The following is a 24,190-nucleotide window of genomic DNA, read 5'->3' as shown; positions in this document are numbered from 1 at the left end:
AAACGCTCAGCACATTTATTGTAAATACTCAAAAGCCGATAGTATAAACAAGGGATAGAGATAAAATCTGTGCCTTGTTTTATATTGTGGGTTTTATTGCTGGCAGCTTTTACCTTCATTAAATTAGACCTCGATAAATAGAAACTGTCATGTTATAATTGGTTTGCGTCGAATTGTGTCTAAAATAAATGCCATAGGAGGCAACCATGATTAAGGTTCAAAACTTGTCCTATTCGTATCCGCAAAAGGACTTATATAAAAAAGTTTCATTTACAATAGAAGATGATGTACATTGTGCATTGATTGGTACTAACGGTACGGGAAAAAGTACGTTACTCGATTTACTGATGCATTCTGAAGAGTATCTGTACGATGGAAAAATAATAATTGACAACACAGACAGAATTGGATATGTCAGTCAATTTTCGCAATTAGATCCAAAAGAAGATATGACCGTGTTCCAGTATATTAGCGATGAGTTTGTAAAGCATGAGCAGAAACTCTTTGAATTTTATAAGGAAATGGAAACAGCTGTAGATCTGGAAAAAATCTTTGAGGAGTATCAAAAAGAATTAGATGAGTGGAATGCAATTGATGGAGAGTCTTACGAAATCAATATTAAGAAGCAATTAAAACTAGCCAATCTGCAAAAGTTAGAAGAACAGAAGATCAGTAGTCTTAGTGGCGGAGAATTTAAGCTGGTTCAGGTAATCAGAGAGATGATGCTGAGTCCAAGGTTTTTAATCATGGACGAACCGGATGTGTTTTTGGATTTTGAACATCTGAATGCGTTAAAAAATCTGATCAATGCCCACAAAGGAACGCTTCTTATTATCACGCACAACCGGTACTTGTTAAACCATTGCTTTAACAAGATTCTTCACATGGAAAACATGGATATTCAGGAATTTGATGGAACCTATACAGAGTATAATTATGAACTTCTCGCCACGAAGATTGATTTAGAAGAAGTAGCAGCTGCCGAGCAGGCTGAGATCGACCGTCAAAGTAAAATCTTACAAAAGTCCAGAGCGAGAGCGACTCAAATGGACAACGCATCCCTTGGAAGAGCGGTACACGCAAGGCAGACCTTGGTGGATCGGCTGAAAGCAAGAAAAACAAAGGCTCCTTTCGTAGATATCAAACAGCCGGAGATTTATTTTGGACTGGAAAACGAAGTGGCAGATGAAAATATTCTGGAATTGACGGATTATAGCGTTGCTTTTGATGAACAGCTTTTAGAACATGTGAATTTTGAGATGAAGCCTTCAGAGCATGTAGCAATTGTGGGGAATAATGGAACCGGAAAAACAACAATGCTGCGTGAAATCTTTGAAAATAAGAAAGAAACGATCAGGATTAGCGAAGATGCAAAGGTTAGCATGTTTTCCCAGATTACTGGTACACTATATGACGACGCGAAAACGATGATCGATGTTTTCGAAGAAAAAGGGTTTAGTACAAAAAATGATATAGAGAACTATTTGAAAAAATATGGTTTTGAAGGAGAGACGCTTGATCAGAAAGTAAGTGAATTATCTGGTGGAGAGAAGGATTTGTTTCAATTAGCGGTGCTCTCATTAGAAAACGCCAACTTCCTACTGCTGGATGAACCGACTGGGCATTTGGATGTTTATGCACAGATTGCATTAGAACAGGCAATTTCAGAGTATAAAGGTGCAATTCTTATGGTATCCCATGATTATTATACGGTCGCCAATTGCATGGACTATGTACTTTTCGTAGAAGACAATACTGTGCGCAGAATGAGCAACCGTAAATTCCGACAGATGATTTATGCCAATCATTTCGACAAAGATTATCTGCTGCTGGAACAAAAGAAAAAAGAGACAGAAACCAGAATTCAACAGTTGCTTCAAAAGAATGAATTTGAAGAGGCAAAGGTTCTGATGGAGTCATTAGAAGATTGTATTAAGAGGATGAAATTTCAATGATATAATTTCAATATGTTTCATTATATAGTATAGAACTACTGTCCCGGCATATGTGTAGGCGGTTGTATTTCTTTCTCCCAAAAGGCAGGCACACAAACGTAAATGTGGAGTTTAAAGAGGGTGATGGGCTATCATACTGTTTGTACCAAATAATAAATGGAAAACTGCTAAGACTAAAGTCCTCAGTACATAGGGGGTTTATTGTTGGCAGTTTTTTATTATATTAGACATCGAAACTTGAAGATACATCCTGATACCAAGGAGATGCCAGGACTGATGGTCATTAAAATTGCATCAATAAGAAATTACAAAACTATTGTAATAACTGTTCTGAATGCCAAGGTTATTAGCCTAGGCAGAATCGCCCTATCTTTCGTTATTTGAGCAACTGAGACAGTAATAGCTATGAGGACAAGCAGGCTTTTTGCCTTGATATATTCGCAAGAGTGTCATCTAGAAGTATAATTATACTGGGCTACTCACAATTCTAAAATTTTCATACTATAATACAGTATAAGATGCAGGTAAAAAGTATTAAAATTGTTATAAATATAACCTCATCAAGAAATCACCGCTTCAATGCCGGAAAGGCAAGAGGTGGGTGGTAACCTACTTGTGTCATGGGCAAGCCCTATCTGACAAGCTTCGGCTGCAGCTATAGGGCATGAGCAAGTATCATAGCGGATTGCGAATATCCGATTGACTTAAATATATAAACAATGGAGATTTTAATATGAATCATGACTGTGAATGTGAATACTATTGCGATGACTGTTGTTGTGAGAAAGAACAAGAGAAATTAAACGCAACTGTATTAAGATGCGGAAGTCCAGGATATGTTTCATTTCCTAATTTAACTGGAGTAGATATAACGCGTACAATTGCTACATTACAGATTAATACCTCAGAATTTGAGCATCCTTGTATTCTGCTTTCATTTACTGCGAATATTGTTTCAGGAGTAACAGGCAGCTACAGATTTCAAATCTTTAAAGAATGTTCAGATCAGGTGGCCCTCATTCCGGTTAGTGGGATATATGTTTATTCCAGATCAGCTGCTACAACGGTGTCTGATACTTTTAACTTCAATGTATGTGATTGCGCCACCTGTATGAATGACTGCTGCACCTATCTGGTTGTAGTTACGTTTAATGTAAGCCCTGTTATCGGTGGCGCAACATTGAGTGCCATTGTTACCGAAAATGGCTGCAAAAATTAGGTGTGTTTATAATTCATCTCTACAATATTGTGATAAAGTAGATTGTTTGTGGAGAAGGTAAAATGGCAAAGTGGTATATAATGAATAGAAAGATTTTGGCCGACTGGTAAAAGTACTGGTCGGTCTTTATTTAACAGAAAATCTATTGACAGAACAGGGACCTGCGGAGTATTATATATTCATGCATGGACCTGCATTGTATCAGAGAGATAAGACAGAAAACAAAATCATTGCCAATAAAAATGTAAACAATCAACAAATTAGATTAGGAGAAGCAGGTATGCCAACAATCAAATTCTCATTAAATGAAGAATATTATCAGAAGTTAGAAGAGATGGCAAAGCAGGATGGGATATCCATTCAAGATTGCATTCGTAATAGGTTGTTTAATTTAACTACAATCTTTACGCCAGCAGAGGCTGTAAAAAGAGCTCTGAAGCAGTACAAGCCTGGCGATTCTTTTACGCTTCCTGAACTTTATGGAAATGAGTGGACAATTGGGCGAGGTGTTGCAGGAGTTTTTGGAAAGCAATTTTTTAATTACATAAAAGATGAATATCCGAATATAATCCAATTTGAAAAGATGGTCGATTGTGGGCGTCGAGCACAGTATAAGATGATATAATAAAAGGGAGGACAATGATATGAATACAAATATTAGAACTGCAATTCAACAGTTTATAGCAGCCAATGGTCCAAATGCAAAGCTGGTACAATTTCAATAATTAGAAATAAGCGATGTAGTATTTTTTACTAGAATAGAAGAGTATATATATAAAGAAATACAAAGAACTGAATGGATATTGTTCATACTATGAAATAGAAGAGATAAGGAGTGTTATTATGAAAGATGTGACTATAGAGTTTTTCCATGATGTAATATGCAGCTTTTGCTTCCCAATGTCATATCGGATGCGCCAGCTACAAAAAATGATGCCAGAAGCGCAAATCGTGCATCGATCTTATGCATTGGTCAAATCGGAACGCGACTTTGAGGCGATGTTTGGTTCAAGAGCAGCGGCTAAGATCGAAATTTTGAGCCACTGGGAACAGGCAAATCAAAATGATGACCTGCATAGGTTTAACATCTCTGGAATGCATAAGGCAGAATTTCCATTCCCGGCTTCCATGAAAGCACTTACTGCATGTAAAGCGGCATACTTCACTGCAGGCGACGCAGGATATTGGGACGTTTTTGACGCCCTGCAAAATGCCTTATTCGTACAAAATCACAACATTGAGGATCTGGATATCATTAACGAATGCATCAGGCAAAGTGGCATAGACTTTACGAAATGGGAGCAATATTATAACAGTGGTGATACAAAAGAAGCGGTGGAGAAAGACTTACTTCTTGCAAATCAATATGGCATCAATGGAGTTCCAAGCCTCATTTTAGATGGAAAATATCAAATCAATGGTGCACAGCCACTAACACAAATTATAAAAGCTGTCCGAGGTGTTGCAGAAACTAAAGAGAAAATCGCCTCTGAAGGTGCAGCCTGCCGATTGGACAACGGTAAAATAAATTGCGATTAACAACTTTTAGTTCCTGATATATAACAAAAAGCGAGCCGAGGCGCTGCGAGAGCAGTGCAATGCGGCTCGCTTTTTGGGTTTGCTTGGCATGGGCGAGCTCTAACTTGGAAGTATAGTTATTATTGCTTTCCACCTTGTAAATTTCTGATCTCTGAAGGTGTCATATGAAATTTCTGAGCAAATACTTTTCGGAATAATTTATAATTGGTAAATCCATGAAGCTCCAATATTTCCTGGATCGGAAGTTCAGTTGTAATTAAATCCTGATAAATGTGTGATAAGCGGATTTCGTTTAGATATTGCAGGTAAGTCACCCCCATATTTTTTTTAAACAGACGGCAAAAATACTGGGACTGGAATCCTGCAATATCAGCAATTTCATCCAGAGAAATCGATTTGCTGTAATGCTTTTGCGTGTAATCTAATACAGAATCCAATTTGTTTAAACTTTTCGCTTGTTGTTGAAAACCGGCTTGAGGATCTGTAATTTTAAAATCGTGGTATAGAAGATATAGCAATTCAAATAGAAGGGACCCGAAGTGTAACCATTCTCCTTCAGGGTGATATTCTGTAACAATGAGCATTTTTTTTAGCGTTTCTTTTAGTTGGGAAATTTTTGTCTGGACAATCGGATTTGTAGAAAAACAGTCTATATAAAACATATATCTATCGATGTCCGGAATGTACCGTTTTAAAAAAGTGTAAGGGATTTGCACCAATATAGATTCATTAGGTGCTGTACATACGGTTGAATGAACTACTTTGGAATTAATAAGAACAAGGTCACTTTCCTGATAATGCAAGGTCTTGCTGCCAATGGAGACATCCAGATTTCCTTTTAACAAATAAATAATCTCCACTTCATTGTGCCAGTGATTAGATACCAGACGCCCCTGATCAAAATAATGTTTAAAATAAATATCTTTTGTAGACGGTATTTCCACATATTCGTGTATGCGAAGCTGTTCTGCTGGTTCTTTCATATAGGCGCCTTTCCCAAACTAAGTTATGATAATTTGTTTTCCTTGATATCTATCCGGTTCTGTATGGATTCAAATTAAGTATAATACATGAAGGGAAAAAGTCAATATTGACCTATCTTATCGTCAAGATAAAATCTATGATGAAAAAAATACTTATGATATATTTTAAGCACAATATAAAGCGCGCCGAATTTTATATAGACTTTTATTGCAAACGTTTTTGTAAAAGTAAGGAGAAAATTATGGAAATAAAGACAAAATTAACTTTGCGAAGATTCGTGGAGCGTTTTTCCTATGGGTGTGGAGATTTCGGGTGTAATATAATTTACACTTCAATGACGGCTTTTCTGTTATTCTATTACACGGATTATGCTGGGGTAAGTGCAGCGGCTGTAGGAACGATTATGCTTGTATCAAGAGTTTTTGACGGAATCAGTGATATTATTATGGGGGTGATTGTAGATAGAACAAAATCTCGATTTGGGAAAGCAAGACCTTGGCTGTTAAGAATGTGCATCCCATTTGCAGTGTCGGGAGTTTTATTGTTTTCAGTACCCACGGGATGGGCACAGACACCTAAATTAGTGTATGTATTTATAACATATAATTTGGCTTCTACCGTTATCTATACTGCAATTAATGTTCCCTATTCTACATTAAATGCGTTAATGACACAGGATCCATATGAACGTTCCGTACTCAGTATTTTCCGAAACCTGCTTGCAACAGCAGGAACATTGATCATTAATACGTTTACCTTGCCGTTAGTGGAATTCTTTGGTAATAATGCCAGTGCCTGGACAAAGACATTTTGTGTGTTAGGGTTATTGTCAGTGGTTGCATTTTTAATTAATTTCTTTGGCACGAAGGAAAGAGTAAAAACGGTAGAGGAAGAGAAAACAGGGGAAGAAACTGTCGTCTCATTTAAAGAAGGAATTAAAGCACTATTAAAAAATAAGTATTGGATTATGATTACGGTATTACTTGCCATTTTCTTTCTGAATCTTTCGATCAGTGGAGGGGCAACTGTCTATTTTGCAAGAGAAATTCTTGGCGATTCTAATTTGGTAGCAACCATTAACAGCACAATGAATGTAGCTCAGATTGTTTGTATGTTTCTTATCGCAAACTTTGTAAAGAGATTTGGAAAAAGAAATGTATTTGCGGCAGGGTTAGTTGTAAGTATTGTAGGAATGCTGGTTCTCAGTTATTCAGGCGGTTCCGCAGCGTTAATAATCATTTCCAGTATTATTCGCGGTATCGGCGGAGCCTGTGGCGGAGCTACCATGTGGGCAATGGTATCAGATACCATTGATTATGGAGAGTGGAAGACAGGATACCGGACAGCCGGATTGGTGAACAGCGCCTGCAGTTTCGGGTACAAGGTTGGAAGCGGCCTTGGTTCTGCAATGCTTGGATGGATTCTGGCAGCGGGAGGATACATAGGAGGAGCGGCAGTACAGTCCGCTTCCGCACTGTTTTCTATTCGTATCTGCTTTGTATTAATACCAATAGGGGTATATGTAATCGGATTGATTATTATGAAGTTCTGGAAACTGGATAAAGAATTTGATGGAATTATAGCAGACTTAAAAGAACGTGCGGCCAAATAAATATAGAAAATCACAGGAGGTTAAGATTTGATTAAAAAAAGTGTAAAATTAAACAGCATGAAAGAAGTAGAGAAGTTTAATCATATATGTTCAAAATATAGCTGTGATGTAGATCTACAGACGGGAAAATATTATGTAGATGCAAAATCTATTATGGGAATTTTCAGTTTGGATTTGGAGCAGCCGCTGACATTACTAGTGGATAGTGATGATGATATAGAAGTGACAGAAAAATTCAAAGATTTCCTTGTTAAGTAAAGAGAAGAAGGAGAGGAGAACAATGCAGATAAAAGGCGTAAATCTTGGAAATTGGCTGGTGCTGGAGAAATGGATGAGTCCGGCATTATTTGCCGGAACAACAGCTGAAGATGAATATTATCTTCCCAGACAGCTGTCCAAAGAAGTGTATGAGGCAAGAATAAAGGTGCATCGCAGTGAGTATATCACGGAAAGGGATTTTGCAATTATTAAATCTCACCATATGAATGCTGTCAGAATACCAGTTCCCTATTTTATATTTGGTGATTGCCCCCCTTTTATTGGTTGTATTGAAGAACTGGATAAAGCATTTGGCTGGGCAGAAAAGTATGAATTGCAGATTTTGATTGACTTACATACCGTGCCAGGCAGCCAGAATGGATTTGATAATGGTGGATTATCCGGGGTGTGTACTTGGGCAAGCAGCAGAGAAAATGTGGAATTCACATTAGACCTTTTGGAAAAATTAGCAGAACGATATGGAAATAGAAAAGGTCTTCTTGGCATTGAACCTGTCAATGAACCATTAACAGAAGCGGCATGGGACTCTTTCAATATAGAGGAAAGGTACAAGCCGGTAGATAAGGAAATGGCAAAGAATAACGCTCCGGTTCCCATGGAGTTTCTCAAACAATTCTATACAGAAGCGTATGGGCGGATTCGGAAACATATGACGGCAGAAAAGGCAGTAGTATTTCATGATGGATTTAATTTTTCCGCCTGGAAGGATTTCATGCAGAAAGAAGAGTTTGAAAATATTATTTTGGATACCCACCAATATCTGATGATGGCAGAAATAGACGGTTGTCCGCAAATTGTGGATGGATATGTCACTTATGTGAAAGAAAAATATGAGGCCTCCATCAAAGAGATGGCGCAGTATTGTTCTGTCATTTGCGGAGAATGGTGCTTGTTTAATTCGCTTGTATGCGGCCATGACACCAAAGGCGGACAATCGGTACTTAATGGCATAGAAGGGGTGGAAAAGGAATCTTATACACCTGAGGAAAAAAAGGAAATCTATGAGGAACTTGCAAAAGTACAGTTGGATGCATGGAATTGCGGAAAAGGATATTTTTACTGGAATTATAAGCTGTTGCTGGATACAGTCAATGAACCGGTATGGATTGGCTGGGATTCCTGGGATTTTGGCAAATCAGCAGCTCAGGGGTGGTTTCCCGTTGAACATGTATAAAGAAGGAGATGGCGAATCATATGATGAAAAATCCAATATTTCCAGGGTTTAATCCCGATCCCTGTATCTGCAAGGCCGGAGATGATTATTTTGTCATAGTATCTACTTTTGAATGGATGCCGGCGCTTCCCATATATCATTCAAAAGATTTAAAAAACTGGGAATTGTATACTCATGTCATTCGCAGTGAAGAACAGGCAGATATTAGAAAATTACCGTCTGCGAAAGGAATCTGGGCACCATGCTTAACATATTGCGAAGAAGAGAAGCTGTTCTATGTGATCTACGGTGTTATGAATTCTATGAACGCAAGATATTTCGATGTCGATAACTATCTGATTACAGCCAGCGATATAAAGGGTCCATGGAGTGAACCAATCTATCTTCATTCGGCAGGCTTTGATGCGTCCATCCTCCATGATGATAACGGGAAAAAATATATTGTTTCACTGGAATGGGAGACAAGGGAAGGATATGAAAAGCCGGGGGCAGTCTGTATTGCAGAGTATTCCCCTGTTGAAAAGAAGATTATCGGTTATCCCAAACGTTTCTGGCAGGGGGGGACAGACAGGGGCTGCATTGAAGCACCGCATCTGTATAAGCGCAAAGGATTTTATTATATTATGTGTGCGGAAGGCGGTACAGGGTATGGTCACAGTGTAACTATGGGACGTTCAGAAAATGTCTGGGGTCCTTATGAAAAAGATCCCATGAATCCAATCGTGACTTCTATTCCCGGAGAGTTTAACGAAAGAAAAGATCCGGATCATTTGAAACCGAAATATTACAATCCAGAGTCAATGCTGCAAAAATCAGGGCATGGAAGCTACGTGGAAAATGAATTGGGAGAAGTTTATCTGGTACACTTAACAGCCAGACCGTTTGTACCAGAGCTGCGGTGCACGCTGGGAAGAGAAACAGCCATGCAGAAAATGATGTGGACAGATGATGGGTGGCTGCGGATGGCAGATCAAAGCAATTTAGCAAAAGAAAGTTTTGAAGAAAGTAAGCTTCCGGAATACCCGATGCCACAGATCCCGGACTTTGATGATTTTAACAGTGATACATTAGGAATCCAGTATTATGCACCAAGGATTTCACCGGAAAGCTTTACAGATGTCAAAGCAAGGCCGGGATATGTGCGTATCCGAGGTCAGGAATCCAGAACTTCATTAAACAAAGTGAGCATTCTTGCCAGAAAGTTAACCTCAGTAAATGCAGTCATAACCACTAAAATGGAATTTAAGCCGGAGATATATCAGCATAGTGCAGGATTAATTCTGTATTATGATAATATGAATTATATCAATTTAAGAAAATATTATAGTCAGACATTGGGACAAAGTGCTATTTCCGTGATACAGTTGGAAAACGGAACAAGAACAGAGTATCTGGATACTAGAATTCCGGTAAAGGATGTGCCTCTTTATTTCCGGCTTCGAATTGAAAACCGTAAGACCTTCTTTGAATGGAGTTACGATGGAGAAGAGTATTTTCGTATTGGCAAAGAGTTTGATACTACGAAGTTTTCAGATGAATATTGTAAATATGGAGAGTTTACAGGAACATTTGTAGGTATGACCTGTGCAGATCGAATGTTTCACCAACATTATGCGGATTTTGATTTTTTTGAATACGAAGATATTTCATAAGTAATACAAGAAGAACTCTTGCATCCATAAATTCCTTTTGACTTTTTAATTAAATCGAGGTGATTTTTGCCCATCCGATAAAAATGAATGACAAAACCCAGGGTTAATGCTGGGTTTTGTTCATTTTGTTCATTGAGGTTAAAATAGTGTAAGCCCTTCTTTCTATTTTTTGGCATTATTGGGTGAAAACATGAATATTATTATGTTTTTTGCTATTAAATCACAAGAAACAAAGTGACGGTAATAGTATAATAGAAATATCAAAATATTATTTAGGAAGAATCAAATTACGAATATACTTGGGGAAAGTAAATTTTTGAGGAGAATATTCTCTACAGTAACAGCGAACCGGTAATTGTAATAAATTCAGAAACCGCCATCAAAAGAGTATCAGAAAGTGCAACCTGTGCAGACCAGTTTAAAAATTAGGAGTGGATATCACTCTTGCTGTAACTTCTTACTGGTTCTAAGGTGTGGAAATCATGGACGTGGATCAAAAATAACAGAATAGCAAAAAACCAAAGGCTTAAGAGGATTCGTCTGCTTAAGCCTTGTTTTTTTCTAGGCAAAAGAAGCACTGTGTATTATAATGAGAGTCAGAAATGGGGAAGGTTTATGTATCGTGTGGTTCTTGTTGATGATGAATTTTTAGTCCGTGAGGCAGTAAAGGATACCATGGACTGGGGCAGCAGGGGATTTGAACTGAAGGGGTGTTTTCCGCATGGGGAGGATGCCATGGATTATATCCGTGACAATCCGGTAGAGGTAGTTCTGACGGATATCTGTATGCCTTATATGGATGGCCTGGAGCTAAGTCGCTTGATTTCCAGGGAATATCCGCATATCTGTGTGGTCATATTAAGCGGCTATGATAATTTTGAATATGCCAAACAGGCTTTAAAATACCGGGTAAGGGAGTATATTCTGAAGCCTTTTTCTCTTGAAGAACTGGGACAGGCCCTTGACGGCATACGCGAAAAGTTGGATCAGGAAAGCCGGGAAAGAAGAAAATTGCTTAAGAATAGAGAGGTCTTAAAGTCAAAGCTTCTGATGCGCCTGATCTGTGGGAACAGTTCTGCTGCTGAACTGGAGACAGAGCTTAAATCCTATGGCATTGCTCTTCGTGGTTCTAAGTGTATGGTCGCTGTCGGGGATGCGGAAATCAGGGGAGAGGATAAGGAGTCAGCAGAACTTCTGTGCTTTGCTGTTTATAATATTGCAGCTGAGATCATTGGAAGATCAGGTATTGGGTATGTGATTCAGAAACTGGACCACCAGCTTGTTTTTCTGCTGCTTGGGAACTTTCATGAACGTTGGGGGGAAAAGGCAGAAAAGCTGTTTCAAGTAATTTCAGACAGCGTGAAAGATTGCATGGGAATCAGGCTTACCATTGGAATCGGATGTTCTGTAAACAGTACGGCGCAGCTCTATCTGTCCTATGAGGAGGCAGAGGATATGCTGGAATACCGCTACAGCCAGGAGGCGGGAGCCATTCTTTACAGGGAAAGGGCTGAGAAAGCGGCTGTTTTTGAAGAATGGGAAAAACTGCAGGAAAATTTACTTAACGCGGTCCGGGAAGGAGAAAAAAGGAAAGCCGGAGAGGCCCTTTTCAGTCTCTGCATGCGGATACAGGAATCCTTTTTAAAAAAGGACCGTGCCAAAAGCATCATCATTCATACGCTCTCTGAGGCCAGGTCCATGCTGGAGGTAATGGGTATGGAAGGCTTTGAGGCGTACGAGCAGGTAAATAAATATATCTCGCAAATAGACGGAAAAAAGTCTCTGGAGGAAGAACGGTCAGCTTTGGAGGCGATGTTCGGAGGACTTGTAGATGCCGTGGCAGAGGTAAAGGATAAGAAGGGAAATGAGCGGGCGGTACTGGCCGTGGATTATATTAGAAGCCATTATGGTGAGAGCTCTTTAAATCTTCAGTCCATATGCAGCTATCTGGCCATGAGTCCCAGCCGTTTCAGTGCCATGTTCCGGGAATGCATCGGAAAGAGCTTCGTAGAGGTATTAAGTGATACCCGCATGGAAAAGGCCAGAGAACTTCTGGAAACTACCAGCTTAAAAACTTATCAGATCGCCGAGAAGACCGGATTCACAGATCCCCATTATTTCAGCCTTGCCTTTAAAAAGGCAACTGGGAAGACGCCTACAGAATATGCAAAGGAAAAGAGGAGATAAATGAGGTTCCGTTTTCAATTTAAAAGCATCCGCTCCGGCATGCTGATCTGTTTCCTTCCAATCATCCTTTCTGCCCTGCTTCTGATCTATGGTTTTTCCTTCCGGTATACGGAAAAAAATGTTCTGAACAATTCCGTAAACGGCACCATGCAGCTGATTGAGCAGGCGAACCATAACATAGATTCCTATCTCGATTATATGGAGAATATTTCCTATCTGATGTCAGGCGATAAGGACCTGCTTCGGTATTTATTTTCGGAAAAGGAACCGGTCCGCAGGGAAGAGTTAAGAAGCAGCGTACTGGAACGGTTCCGGCTGGTAAGGGAAACACGGGATGATATTTACAATATCGGCGCTGTGGCAGGTCCGAATAATATCCTGATAAATGACGGAACCCAGACTTTAAATCCTTATGCGGATATTCTCCACGAGGCCTGGTACCGGGACGCTTTGGAGACCGGTAAAGGGATGACGGTTCTTTCATCCTCCCGGGTACAGAACATCATCATGAACGAATACCCCTGGGTAGTGACCTTAAGCAGTCCCTTAAGGTATCCGGGCAGAACAAAAAATCAGGGAGTTTTCTTTATTGATTTAAATTACAAGGCCATTGAGGAGCAGTGCGAACGAATTGACCTGGGAGCCAGAGGATATGTATTTATTCTGGACAAAAAGGGAAACATTCTCTACCATCCCAAGCAGCAGTTGATCTACAGCGGCTTAAAGGAAGAACAGATTAAAGATGTGCTTGACTGCAGGGAGGAATATTTCTTAAGCGGTAAGGGCATGCAACAGAAACTTTATACCATAACTGTATCCCCAAAAACAGGCTGGACGGTAGTGGGAGTAGCCTATACTTCAGAGCTTTTAAAGAACCGTTCTCAGACCCAGCTGATCTATACTTTGGTTACCCTGTTGTTGTGCCTGGTTCTGACCGCAGCCGTGACAATTCTTTCCCGCAGAATAACAAAGCCCATGATTCTTCTGCAGGATTCCATGAAACGGGTGGAAAGAGGAAAATTTGAACAGGTGGATCTAACCAGAATTCCTGACCATGAAATCAGAACTTTGGGTAATGCATTCAACATGATGGCAGATGAGATTCAGAAGCTGATGGCGGAAAACATCCGGGAACAGGAGGAAAAACGCAGGAATGAAATGAAGGCTCTGCTGTCTCAGATTAATCCCCATTTTCTCTACAACACGCTGGATTCCATTGTGTGGATGGCCGAAGCCGGAAAGAACCGTGAGGTGGTCCATATGACCATGGCCTTAGCCAGGCTTTTAAGGCGTTCCATCAGCAGCGATCAGGAACTTTTTACCATAAGGCAGGAAACCGATTATGTAAAGAACTACCTGGATATTCAGCAGATGCGCTATAAGGACAAGCTGGATTATGAAATGGCCATTGATGAAGCTATATTGGAGAAGCCGGTGATTAGGCTGGTCTTGCAGCCTCTGGCTGAGAACGCCATTTACCACGGCATTAAATATAAAAGCGGCAGGGGGCTTATCCGGATTGAGGCCTACCCGGAGGGAAGGGATATTATACTGAAGGTAACGGATAACGGAAAAGGGATGACTGAAGAACAGATGAAATCTATTTTTCAAAAGCATAAGGTCAACTATGAGAGAAATGGAGTGGGAGTGTATAATGTGCAGACCCGGCTGAAACTATATTATGGCATGGAATACGGACTTTGTTATGAAAGCAGCCCCGAGGGTGGAACTGCAGCTATTGTCCGAATCCCGGACATGGAGGGAGGCGGTGAAGGTGAAAAAGAGCACAGTCATTAAGCTGGGAACGTACCTGCTTTTACTGGGAGCAGTTTTTGGAATCTGCTATCAGCTTTATGAAACAACCGGAGAGAAGGCAGGACCAAAGATTATTCTGATTCCCAAAAAGATTGACGAGAGCAACGAATTCTGGTCATCCGTTATAGCTGGAGCTCAGGTTGCGTCAAAAGAGTATAACGTAGAATTAAGCCTGATGGCTCCGGAAACAGAAACGGATGTAGAAGGGCAGAACCGGCTGATACTGGAAGCGGCGGGGAAAAGGCCGGATGCGATTTTAGTCAGTCCCTGCTCCTATGAGGAAACGACATCCAGCATCAGACAGGCAGTAAATCAGGGAGTTAAGGTTGTTCTCATTGATTCCAATATCAATGAAAGCTTGTCGATTCCTCTTGTTGCCACGGACAATGTGGAAATTGGAAGAAGGCTGGGGGAGTATATGAAGGAACTTCTTCCGGAGAACCCTAAAATCGGTCTGGTAGGACATGTAAAAGGCAGCTCTACTGCCATAGACCGGGAGAAGGGAATAAGGGAAGGCCTGGGAAAAGAGGCTGAAGCCATTGAAGAAGTGGTATTCTGTGATTCTATCTATCAGGAGGCCTATGATGTTACCTTACAGCTTTTAGAAAGGCATCCTGAAATCAATATTATTGCAGGATTTAATGAGTATTCCTCGCTCGGTGCCGCCAGCGCAGTACGGGATCTGGGGCTTAAGGGTAAGGTTAAAACCTTTGGAATTGATAATTCCGTATCTCAGATTCAGCTTCTGGAATCCGGTGTATATCAGGCCCTGGCTATTCAGAATCCGTTTAATATGGGGTATCTGGGGATTGAAGAGGCAGTGAAACGCATAGAAGGAGAAAAAACCGATCTGTTTTTAAACTCCGGCTCTAAGCTTGTTACTGTGGGGGATATCTTTACCGAGGAAAATGAAAAGCTGCTGTTTCCATTTCTGGGAAGCAGGGCAACGAAAAAAGAAGAGATCAACAGCCAATAGAAAGAAGAAGGAAAAGAACCTTCCAAAAAGGGTTAAAATACTTGAAAAAGTAATATTTTAACCTATTTTGGGAGGTTTTTCGATTTTTTAAAAAACCTCATCCTGATATACTGAGTCAAGATTAAGAGACGGAGAGGAACGGAGGGAGATCAGTGGGAGAAGTTATTTTGACCATGAAGGATATTGACAAATCCTTTGCAGGGGTTTATGCGCTGAAAAAGGCCGGTCTGGAGCTGAAACGGGGAGAGGTTCATGCGCTTATGGGAGAGAATGGCGCAGGAAAATCCACGTTAATGAAAATATTGACAGGCATTTACAGCAGAGACGAAGGAATCATTGTCTTTGAAGGACAGGAAGTTCAGTTTAAAAACCCGAAGGAGGCCCAGGACGCAGGAATCGTGATCGTTCATCAGGAGTTAAATATGATGAATCATCTGACCGTCGCCCAAAACATCTTTATCGGAAGAGAGCGGATGAACGGAAGGCTTGTAGATGACAAAAAGATGGCAGAGGATGCAGCAGAGCTTTTTCGTAAGCTGAATATAAAAATAGATCCAAAGGAAAATATGGGGCGTCTGACGGTAGGGCGGCAGCAGATGTGTGAAATAGCAAAGGCTATTTCCACAGAGGCCAAGGTAATTGTATTCGATGAGCCAACGGCGGCCCTGACGGAGTCTGAAATCAATGAGCTGTTTAAAATCATCCGGGACCTGCGTGACAAAGGAATCGGAATTATTTACATATCCCACCGGATGGATGAGATCAATCAGATCACGGACCGTGTTACCGTCATGCGTGACGGTGAATATGTGGGGACCCTGATTACTGAGGAGTGTACGAAGGATGATATCATTCGCATGATGGTGGGACGGACCGTTTATGAGGCGCCTAAGATAAAAAGCAGCGTGCCAGAGGATGCTCCGGTGGTTCTTAAGGTGGAGAACTTAAATGTAGGAAGAGCTGTAAAGGATTTAAGCTTCGAACTTCATAAGGGGGAGATTCTGGGCTTTTCCGGGCTTATGGGAGCTGGACGCACGGAGAGTGCCAGGGCTATCTTCGGTGCGGATAAAAAGGATAGCGGAGAAATTTTCGTCTATGGAAAAAAGGTGGATATCCGTTCCCCGAAAGATGCGGTAAAAGCCGGAATCGGCTATTTATCTGAAGACCGGAAACGGTATGGCGTTATCGTGGAAAAGTCGGTGGTGGTAAATACCACCATGTCTTCTGTACCGCAGTTTACCAGAGGGCTGTTTCTTGACAACAAGGCGGAGGTAAGGACGGCGGAGAAGTACGTGAAAGCCTTGAAAACCAAAACTCCTTCTGTTCATCAGCAGGTGAGAAATCTATCCGGAGGTAACCAGCAGAAAGTGGTGATTGCCAAATGGCTTACCAGGGACTGTGAAATCCTGATCTTTGATGAGCCAACCAGAGGAATCGATGTGGGGGCGAAAAGTGAAATCTACACTCTGATGAATGAACTGGTCAAACAGGGAAAATCAATTATCATGATTTCCTCAGAACTGACCGAGGTTCTTCGGATGAGCGACCGTATTCTGGTTATGTGTGAGGGACGCAAGACTGGAGAAATAAACATTGATGAGGCGACCCAGGAAAAGATCATGCATGCTGCCACCATAAGAAATTAACTAGGAGGAATTATGAAAATGGAAGATAATATCAATCAGACAAAAAAAGACCATGGGAGCCTGCTTCAGGCTATCGGTACTCAAAAATTAGTAGCAATTGTCGCATTAGTAGTATTATTCCTGTTTTTCTGGTTTTTTGGGGAAAATTTCGCAAAATACAGCACCATTATCAGTATCCTGGATTCTTCTTATTATATCGGATTCATGGCAATTGGCGTGACCTTTGTAATCATTACCGGTGGTATTGATTTATCCATAGGAACCTCCTGTATCTGCTGCTCCCTTATAACAGGAACTCTGTTTACCAAGGCCGGGTTGCCTATGCCGGTGTGTGTGGTTCTGGCTATTCTTTTGGGAGGATTATTCGGACTGGCTAACGGAATTATGGTATCGGTTATGAAGCTCCCGGCTTTTATCGCCACATTGGGAACGATGATGATTACCAGAGGCTTAGGCTCTATTGTCACCAATACAGCTACTGTGACCTTCCCACAGGCAACGGCTTCCGGAGGAGCCTTTCGAAGCCTTTTTAAGCTGAAAGCACCGGGGCTTCCCCAGGCAGGAATACCAACAGGATTTATTTTGCTTATCATTCTGGCTGTGGCTATGGCTGTTCTTCTGAATAAAACACGTCCGGGACGCTACATTCTGTCTTTGGGAAGCAATAAAGAGGCTACACGGCTGTCCGGCGTGGATGTGATGAAATATGAAACTCTGGCCTTTGTCATCAGCGGATTATTTGCCGGTCTGGCAGGAGTATCCTATGCGGCCGTATATTCTACTCTGATGCCAGGTACGGGAAACGGTTTTGAACTGGATGCCATAGCAGGAGTTGTTATCGGTGGAACCAGCCTGGCGGGCGGCGTTGGCTCCATTGCAGGAACCCTGATTGGCGTATTTATCATGGCTGTTTTAAAGACCGGTCTTCCCTTTATAGGGGTACAGCCTCATTACCAGCTTTTAATTACCGGATTTGTCCTTGTGATAGCAGTCTTTGTGGATGTGCTGAATCGGAGAAAGCAGGGAAAAGCTTAAAGAGAACCATTTATTATTAATTAATCTTCCGCTAAAAGCGGGAAATTATAAAAAAATTATATAGGGAGGTTTTCAAATGAAACAAAATCGTTTACTTGGTGCATTCCTATGCGCGGCAATGACTTCTGCAATTCTGATTGGATGTTCCGGAGAGACAAAGGCACCGGCTTCGACAGAGACCCCTGCCCCAAAGGAAGAGGCTTCAAAGACCGAAAGTCCGAAGGCAGCAGAGGGCGGTACGATCGACTACAGCAGTATTTCGGTGGAGATCGTGGCTAAAGGATTTCAGCATGATTTTTGGAAGGCAGTTAAGATGGGTTCAGAGCAGGCAGCAAAGGATTTAGGCTTAAAATCCACTAATTTTGTAGGGCCGGCTAATGAAAGTGCCGTAGCTGAACAGATTGAGCAATTAAATAATGCGGTTAATAAACAGCCCAGCGCCATCTGTCTGGCAGCCCTTGATACCCAGTCTTCTCTGGATGCCATTTCCAATGCCCAGGCGGCAGGCATCCCTATCGTAGGCTTTGATTCTGGTGTTCCGGATGCGCCCAAAAGCGCAATTGTAGCAAATGCGGCAACGGATAATTATGTGGCTGGAGGTCTAGCAGCTGAAAAGATGTACGACATCATCAAGGAAAAGGTAACAGATCCAGCCCAGGTAGTAAGAATCGGTGTAGTTTCCCAGGATGCCACCTCCCAGTCTATTGGAGAGAGAACCGGAGGCTTTATTGACAAAATGCGTACCCTGATCGGAGAAAACAACTGTGCGGTGGAAGGACATGACAAGTACAACGTAAAGGCTGACGGGGCAAAGGTGATTATTGACGTAGGAATTCCGGCAACCGTGGATGACGCAGCCTGCGTAATCGTAGCCAGCACTCTGTTAAATAAGAACGATCTCATTGCCATCTATGCTTCCAATGAGTTTACGGCTAAGAATTTGGTAACTGCCAATGAAAGCCTTCAGAAGCTGGGACCGGATAAAGTGATCGGCGTAGGTTTTGATTCCGGCTCCATTCAGCTTGATGCGGTAAAGAACGGGATCCTGGCAGGCTCCATTACCCAGAATCCGGTACAAATCGGATATCAGGCGGTTATGCTGGCAGCAAAGGCGGCTACCGGGCAATCAGTTAACGATATAGATACAGGCTGTCTATGGTATGATGCCTCGAATATGGACTCAGCAGAAGTAGCGCCTTGTCTGTATAAATAAAACATAATTTAAAAAAAAAGAAAGCCGTTTCCGGTTCCTGTTTTTAGGAAGTTTGGGAATGGCTTTCTTTTATATCGAATCTTCGCTTAATCGTCTGTTCCCTCTATAAAAAAGTCCACTCGCCTGTTCTTTCTTTTGCCTTCATTGGTAGAGTTATCTTCGACAGGATAATATTCGCTGTAGCCTATGGCAGAAAATTTTTTCGCTTCAATACCGGAGGTATCCAGAAGCCACCTAAGAACGTTAACGGCACGGCTTGTTGAAAGCTCCCAGTTGCTGGCATAGAGATAAGTATTGATTGGACGGTTATCTGTATGGCCTTCGATCCTTACCATTTTAAAGGAGTCCTGGTATGTTACCAATATTTCGGAAATTTTCTGAAGCACAGGTTCTGCAGCCTCATCGATTTCGGCTCTTCCCGAATCAAAAAAAACGGAAGCCGCAACACGTAACAAAATACGATCGTTCCCAAGTTTCGTAACGCTTAATTCATCGGTAAGCTGTTCTTCCTCTATATATGTTTTAATGTACTCATAGAGTTTGTTGAACTCTTCTGCATTCAATACGTAATTGTTTTGCTGCTGGATTGCAGCCGCTTCTTTTTCTCTTTTGTTTTCCTGAATCGTAAGTGCTTGATTCATCATGGCAAATGCAAACAAAATTACGAAAATGGCAAGTAAATCAGTCATTAAATCACTGTAGCTGTCTTGCCAGCTTGCCTCTTCCTCCTCATATTCCTCTTCAATCCTATGGGATCTGCCCATAACGAATCAGTCACCTCCTTGATTTAAAACGAGATTTCGGTTTTTCAGCATCTTCCTCTTCCGTATCCAGGGCTATATTTGCAAATGCCTGCAATTCTTCTCTGATCAACCTTGGATTTTTCCCCTGCTGTATTCCAGCCAGTCCCTCAATCAACAGCTCTCTTCTTGTTTCTTCTTCTTTATTCATAATTTTCAGCCTCTTAGCCAGAGGAGAAAAGATGACATAGGCGACAAAAGCTCCGTAAAAGGAAGAAACCAGTTCAAGCGCCATCATTGGGCCCAGTGTACTTGCATCATCCAGATTATTCAGCATGGGGATAAGGCCTACATAGGTTCCAAGAAGCCCCAGTGCAGGAGCCGTAGCCGCTATCATATCCAGCATTGCGGCGCCCTTTTGATGCCGCTGTTTCATGAAATAGGTAGAACCTTCCAATAAATTTCTCAGCTGATCTTCATCAGCACCATCAATGATATGTTGAATTCCCATCTTAAGGAATGCATCATCAGTTAAATCATCAATATGATTATCAAGAGCCAGAAGCCCATCCTTCCGGGATATTTCAGCGCATCTGACTAAAGATGCAATATCCTTTTTTAAATCAAAGTGGGAATTTGAAAATGCCTTTTTAGTTACGGTTCCTATGGTTTTAAGCCTTTGAGGAGGAAATGCCATTATAGTGGCTCCGATGGTTCCACCGAAAATAATAAAAGCCGAGGGCACGTTCCAAAATAGTTCTGCATGACCAGATACAAATACAGATCCGACAATAAGAGATGCACCAAATACAAGTCCGATCCATGTTGAGTTTGTAAATTTAGACATTGAAAACCTCCTAACAGTAATTTTCAGAAGTATAAACCTCTTAGGTATTTTGTATGACAATCTTATATCGGTTGATTAAACATAGGATTTAATGGCAGTTAAGGGGTCAAATGTTTTCTTTATCCTATCTTTATATTACTGTTGAGACTATGAAGGCGTTTATGAATCATTCCCATTTAACTCATCTTTTTAGAGACGACGGAAGTTTCAAAAATAAGCTCTATAAATTAATAAGGAAAAATTTGGTAAATCATATTTACTTATAAAATTGTATAATAAAATATGAATAGGCCGGTAGCTGTCAAATGCTACCGGCTGATTTATTGCTTTAAACTAAATATTTAATAAAGAAAATGGAGGATTTAATATGACTGTATTTATAGAAGAGGATTTACTTACGAATTTTCCAACTAGGCAACTTGGGTTATATCGAAAAGTGGTAAAAGAATATGGTGATACAACTATTTATATATCTAATGTGGCATATGACATTAAAGGGAGAAGCTTAAATGAATATTATTCATTAAGAACGAAAGGAAACCGCAACAGATCAGAATTCTGGGATTTGTTTGAAAAGTTTAAAGCTGGCGACAAATGAAAAAGCTTAATGATTTTATTGAATGTGAGATTGTTGGAATTGTTGAATAACGTTTATCGTACATAGGAGACTTAATATTGATTGTTAGAGAAGTTTCTTGTATTATGATAGAAAGGAAATCAAATAAGGAGGATACCTATGAACTGGGAGCCATGGACAGGTTGTTACAAAGCAAGTGATGGTTGCACAAATTGTTATTTTTATGGACCACATGCGAAACGCTATGGTCAAAACACGATACAAAAAACAGATAAATTCGATTGGCCTATAAGGAAAAATACAAAAGGGGAATACAACATCAAAGGGAACAAAATTCTTGCGACCTGTTTTGCTACTGATTTTTTTCTTCCCGAAGCGGATGAATGGCGTAAAGAGGTTTGGGCTATCATCAAGGAAAGAACAGACATAGAGTTTTTGATTTTGACAAAACGAATTGACCGTTTCCTTGTATCACTTCCAGCAGATTGGGGCACAGGATATGACAATGTTAATATTGGATGTACTGTCGAGAATCAAAAATCAGCTGATTACAGACTTCCATTATTTTTATCCTATCCGATAAAGCGACGCTTTATCGCTTGTGCCCCACTTTTAGAAGAGATAGATTTAACACCGTATCTTCACGGAGTAGATCATGTTACCGTTGGCGGTGAAACAGGTCGAGAGGCTCGTGAATGTGATTATAATTGGGTCCTTCATATCCGTGAACAATGCGTAAAAGCAAATACAACATTTTGGTTCAAAAATACAGGCTCATTATTCAAACGAAATGGTATAGTCGAAAAAATAAATCCATTTAAGCAAAACAGTATGGCAAAAGAGCTAGGTATCGATATATCAGATGGAAAAAGGTTGTTTTGATAGAATCGCTTTACAGGATACCAAAATGGGCAAAAGCCTCCGTGGCAGACATACCGCCCTCAATGGCCTTTCGAACCAGCTTTTCACCGGCGGCCTTTTCAAACGCCTTCTCAATGACTTCTTCGGAAATTTCTTTCGGAATGATCAGTACGCCATCGATATCAGCGAATACCAGATCCCCATCGTGAATGGTCACTTGGCCTATTTCTATGGGGCAGCGGAAGTCCACCACGCTGGTGCGTATCGAGGAATCCTGCGCCCAGCGGTCCTGTGCGAACACAGGGAAGTTCTGTTCCAGCACCTGCGGTGTGTCGCGGGTGTAGCCGTCCAGCACGGCGCCAACAGCTCCGCGAGTGCGGGCGGTGGCAGTGAGAAGTTCTCCCCATAACGCGCTGTTATGGGCGCCTGTAGCCACGTATACCTCATTTTTCTGCAGCTGATCCAGCGTTTCTGTAAGCAAACCAAAGGGCTTTTTCTGTGGGCCATACACGTCGTGCTCCAGAACCGTGCAGGCACGGCCCGCAATCTTCATGTCATCCTTTAAGGGATGGATGTGGGGCGGCAGGAACTGATGGCTATGACCCATAAGATCCAGAATATCGCCTACTACAGGAGTGTACAGTTTTTCTTTCATCAGCTCAAACATTTCGTCTTCGTTATTCCAGGATTTCATCATTATGTTTCACCTCATTTATATATTAAGATAATTGTTTATCCAGCATTTGAAGCACCGCACGCATATATCCCAGTGCGTAAGCCATGCCAGCATGCCAGGGAGCGCCGCAGGTGATTTCTGGAGTGTGGTCCGGTATGATGACGCCATCAAAGCCATATTGCTCCAAAAGCGCCAGAGCTTTCGGCATATCAATATCGCCGTCATCTACAAAAACTTCCTGATATTTTGGTACTTTTCCTTTTACGTTTCTGAAATGGATATAGCTGATGCGGTTTTGTCCGGCATATTGACTGATTGCATCGTAGATGTTACCATGGGTCATTTCCTGAATGCTTCCCATGCAAAATTCCAGCTTGTTAGCATTGCTGGAAGAAATATCAATGACATTCTGATAAAGTTCCGGCTGATAAACTAACCGGGGCATACCGCGAAGCCCTTCCAGGGGAGGGTCATCTGGATGCAGAGCCAGTTCTACACCGGACTCTTCTGCGACGGGAAGAATTTCTTCTAAAAAGCGTCGAAGACGTGCCCAAAGTTCTGCAGAAGTAATTGGTGCTAAAACGCCTTGTTCGTTTGAACGATAGGTCATATTCCATATTTCGCCGTTTGGAATCGGTGCGTCCAATTTGATCCTTGATGCATCAAAACAAGTTCCATATGCGCCGCCGCGTCCAGAGCGTTCTTTTTGGTGGCCCCATACCCCGGCAAGGCTGAAATTGTAGCCGAACGACCGTATTCCGGCTTTTCCTGCATTGCGGATGATTTCTTTCAGATGTTCCATCTGGGCCTCGCGCTTAGGTCCGTCCAGCAAAACGTCGTACCAGTCTGCCGGACTGAAATTTTCAATGGCGTAAATCGTCAGGCCATAACTTTGTGCTTTTTTTTGCAATGCAATCATAGAATCTGCCTGCCAGATCGGTTCCAGTGCCTTTGCCTGTCCATAGTTAGTTTTATCATCTGTAGCTGTGACGATTTGATTGGAATAATAGTCCGCCAGATGGATAACCAGATGCGTGCACCCGCACTGCTTGGCGAATGCAAAGTTTTCATCTGTCAGCATATGGCGGTATAACCCGAGTCCGAGTTTGATTTGTGACATGAGTACAAGCTCCTTTTTTTCTTCCAGTATACTGATTTAAGCGGAATAAATCTTCTTGCTTTTCTATTCAATTATGCTGTATA

Annotated in this window: 21 protein-coding genes; 16 read left to right on the top strand and 5 right to left on the bottom strand. The window is 41.4% G+C overall.

Features of this window, described 5'->3' with window-relative positions:
* Nucleotides 1-206 precede the first annotated feature (206 nt).
* The 4 genes from ACHZES_RS04545 (at nucleotide 207) to ACHZES_RS04530 (ending at nucleotide 4,713) form a co-directional block, all read left to right on the top strand.
* Nucleotides 207-1,955: an ATP-binding cassette domain-containing protein gene (locus ACHZES_RS04545; protein WP_395547751.1), complete on the top strand. Its 1,749-nt coding sequence runs from the start codon at nucleotides 207-209 to the stop codon at nucleotides 1,953-1,955.
* A gap of 733 nt (nucleotides 1,956-2,688) precedes the next feature.
* Nucleotides 2,689-3,174, top strand: a complete 486-nt coding sequence (locus ACHZES_RS04540; protein WP_154524379.1) for a DUF4489 domain-containing protein — start codon at nucleotides 2,689-2,691, stop codon at nucleotides 3,172-3,174.
* Nucleotides 3,175-3,319: 145 nt separating this feature from the next.
* A complete protein-coding gene (locus ACHZES_RS04535; protein ID WP_395547752.1) occupies nucleotides 3,320-3,799 on the top strand; it encodes a DUF1413 domain-containing protein in 480 nt (159 codons plus the stop codon).
* A 218-nt stretch (nucleotides 3,800-4,017) separates the two neighbouring features.
* Nucleotides 4,018-4,713, top strand: a complete 696-nt coding sequence (locus tag ACHZES_RS04530) for a DsbA family protein (RefSeq protein WP_395547753.1) — start codon at nucleotides 4,018-4,020, stop codon at nucleotides 4,711-4,713.
* Nucleotides 4,714-4,832: 119 nt separating this feature from the next.
* Here ACHZES_RS04530 and ACHZES_RS04525 read toward each other — a convergent pair whose 3' ends face one another.
* Nucleotides 4,833-5,696 (bottom strand): AraC family transcriptional regulator, encoded by an 864-nt coding sequence (locus ACHZES_RS04525; protein ID WP_404820326.1) that lies wholly within the window; start codon nucleotides 5,694-5,696, stop codon nucleotides 4,833-4,835.
* 242 nt (nucleotides 5,697-5,938) lie between these two features.
* On the opposite strand from ACHZES_RS04525, the gene ACHZES_RS04520 reads away from it, so the two are divergent.
* The 10 genes from ACHZES_RS04520 to ACHZES_RS04475 all read left to right on the top strand — a co-directional run bounded on the left by ACHZES_RS04520 (nucleotide 5,939) and on the right by ACHZES_RS04475 (nucleotide 19,286).
* A complete protein-coding gene (locus ACHZES_RS04520; protein ID WP_051835219.1) occupies nucleotides 5,939-7,309 on the top strand; it encodes an MFS transporter in 1,371 nt (456 codons plus the stop codon).
* Between the two features lie 27 nt (nucleotides 7,310-7,336).
* The gene (locus ACHZES_RS04515) at nucleotides 7,337-7,567 is read left to right on the top strand and encodes an HPr family phosphocarrier protein (RefSeq protein WP_051835218.1); all 231 of its coding nucleotides are present in this window, start codon (nucleotides 7,337-7,339) and stop codon (nucleotides 7,565-7,567) included.
* A gap of 22 nt (nucleotides 7,568-7,589) precedes the next feature.
* Nucleotides 7,590-8,762, top strand: coding sequence for a glycoside hydrolase family 5 protein (locus tag ACHZES_RS04510; protein WP_395547755.1), 1,173 nt, complete (start codon nucleotides 7,590-7,592; stop codon nucleotides 8,760-8,762).
* 20 nt (nucleotides 8,763-8,782) lie between these two features.
* The gene (locus ACHZES_RS04505) at nucleotides 8,783-10,414 is read left to right on the top strand and encodes a glycoside hydrolase family 43 protein (RefSeq protein ID WP_395547756.1); all 1,632 of its coding nucleotides are present in this window, start codon (nucleotides 8,783-8,785) and stop codon (nucleotides 10,412-10,414) included.
* 615 nt (nucleotides 10,415-11,029) lie between these two features.
* Nucleotides 11,030-12,601 (top strand): response regulator, encoded by a 1,572-nt coding sequence (locus tag ACHZES_RS04500; protein WP_395547757.1) that lies wholly within the window; start codon nucleotides 11,030-11,032, stop codon nucleotides 12,599-12,601.
* On the top strand, nucleotides 12,602-14,398 hold the full coding sequence (locus ACHZES_RS04495) for a sensor histidine kinase (protein ID WP_395547758.1): 1,797 nt from the start codon (nucleotides 12,602-12,604) through the stop codon (nucleotides 14,396-14,398). It begins immediately after the preceding gene.
* Nucleotides 14,376-15,392, top strand: coding sequence for a substrate-binding domain-containing protein (locus ACHZES_RS04490; RefSeq protein WP_395547759.1), 1,017 nt, complete (start codon nucleotides 14,376-14,378; stop codon nucleotides 15,390-15,392). Before ACHZES_RS04495 ends, ACHZES_RS04490 begins: the two co-directional genes overlap by 23 nt.
* A 152-nt stretch (nucleotides 15,393-15,544) precedes the next feature.
* Nucleotides 15,545-17,038: a sugar ABC transporter ATP-binding protein gene (locus tag ACHZES_RS04485; RefSeq protein WP_353655189.1), complete on the top strand. Its 1,494-nt coding sequence runs from the start codon at nucleotides 15,545-15,547 to the stop codon at nucleotides 17,036-17,038.
* Between the two features lie 18 nt (nucleotides 17,039-17,056).
* Nucleotides 17,057-18,073 carry an ABC transporter permease gene (locus ACHZES_RS04480; protein WP_395547984.1) on the top strand — a complete coding sequence of 339 codons (1,017 nt, stop codon included), beginning with the start codon at nucleotides 17,057-17,059 and terminating at the stop codon, nucleotides 18,071-18,073.
* Nucleotides 18,074-18,149: 76 nt separating this feature from the next.
* A complete protein-coding gene (locus ACHZES_RS04475) occupies nucleotides 18,150-19,286 on the top strand; it encodes an ABC transporter substrate-binding protein (protein WP_395547760.1) in 1,137 nt (378 codons plus the stop codon).
* Nucleotides 19,287-19,372: 86 nt separating this feature from the next.
* Here ACHZES_RS04475 and ACHZES_RS04470 read toward each other — a convergent pair whose 3' ends face one another.
* Nucleotides 19,373-20,050: a flagellar motor protein MotB gene (locus ACHZES_RS04470; RefSeq protein ID WP_395547761.1), complete on the bottom strand. Its 678-nt coding sequence runs from the start codon at nucleotides 20,048-20,050 to the stop codon at nucleotides 19,373-19,375.
* A gap of 10 nt (nucleotides 20,051-20,060) precedes the next feature.
* Nucleotides 20,061-20,873 carry a motility protein A gene (locus ACHZES_RS04465; RefSeq protein ID WP_038282282.1) on the bottom strand — a complete coding sequence of 271 codons (813 nt, stop codon included), beginning with the start codon at nucleotides 20,871-20,873 and terminating at the stop codon, nucleotides 20,061-20,063.
* 367 nt (nucleotides 20,874-21,240) lie between these two features.
* Between ACHZES_RS04465 and ACHZES_RS04460 the strand changes: the two genes are divergently transcribed.
* Both ACHZES_RS04460 and ACHZES_RS04455 read left to right on the top strand, forming a co-directional pair.
* The gene (locus ACHZES_RS04460; RefSeq protein WP_395547762.1) at nucleotides 21,241-21,471 is read left to right on the top strand and encodes a hypothetical protein; all 231 of its coding nucleotides are present in this window, start codon (nucleotides 21,241-21,243) and stop codon (nucleotides 21,469-21,471) included.
* A gap of 138 nt (nucleotides 21,472-21,609) precedes the next feature.
* Nucleotides 21,610-22,332: a DUF5131 family protein gene (locus tag ACHZES_RS04455; protein WP_154524359.1), complete on the top strand. Its 723-nt coding sequence runs from the start codon at nucleotides 21,610-21,612 to the stop codon at nucleotides 22,330-22,332.
* A 10-nt stretch (nucleotides 22,333-22,342) separates the two neighbouring features.
* Here the strand turns inward: ACHZES_RS04455 and ACHZES_RS04450 are convergent, their stop codons facing one another.
* A complete protein-coding gene (locus ACHZES_RS04450; RefSeq protein WP_395547987.1) occupies nucleotides 22,343-23,005 on the bottom strand; it encodes an RraA family protein in 663 nt (220 codons plus the stop codon).
* 25 nt (nucleotides 23,006-23,030) lie between these two features.
* Nucleotides 23,031-24,107, bottom strand: a complete 1,077-nt coding sequence (locus ACHZES_RS04445; protein ID WP_154524357.1) for a mannonate dehydratase — start codon at nucleotides 24,105-24,107, stop codon at nucleotides 23,031-23,033.
* Between the last annotated feature and the right edge of the window lie 83 nt (nucleotides 24,108-24,190).

The organism is Lacrimispora sanguinis (assembly GCF_044987295.1).
Classification (GTDB): domain Bacteria; phylum Bacillota; class Clostridia; order Lachnospirales; family Lachnospiraceae; genus Lacrimispora; species Lacrimispora celerecrescens_B.
This window is presented reverse-complemented; position numbering and strand designations above follow the sequence as displayed.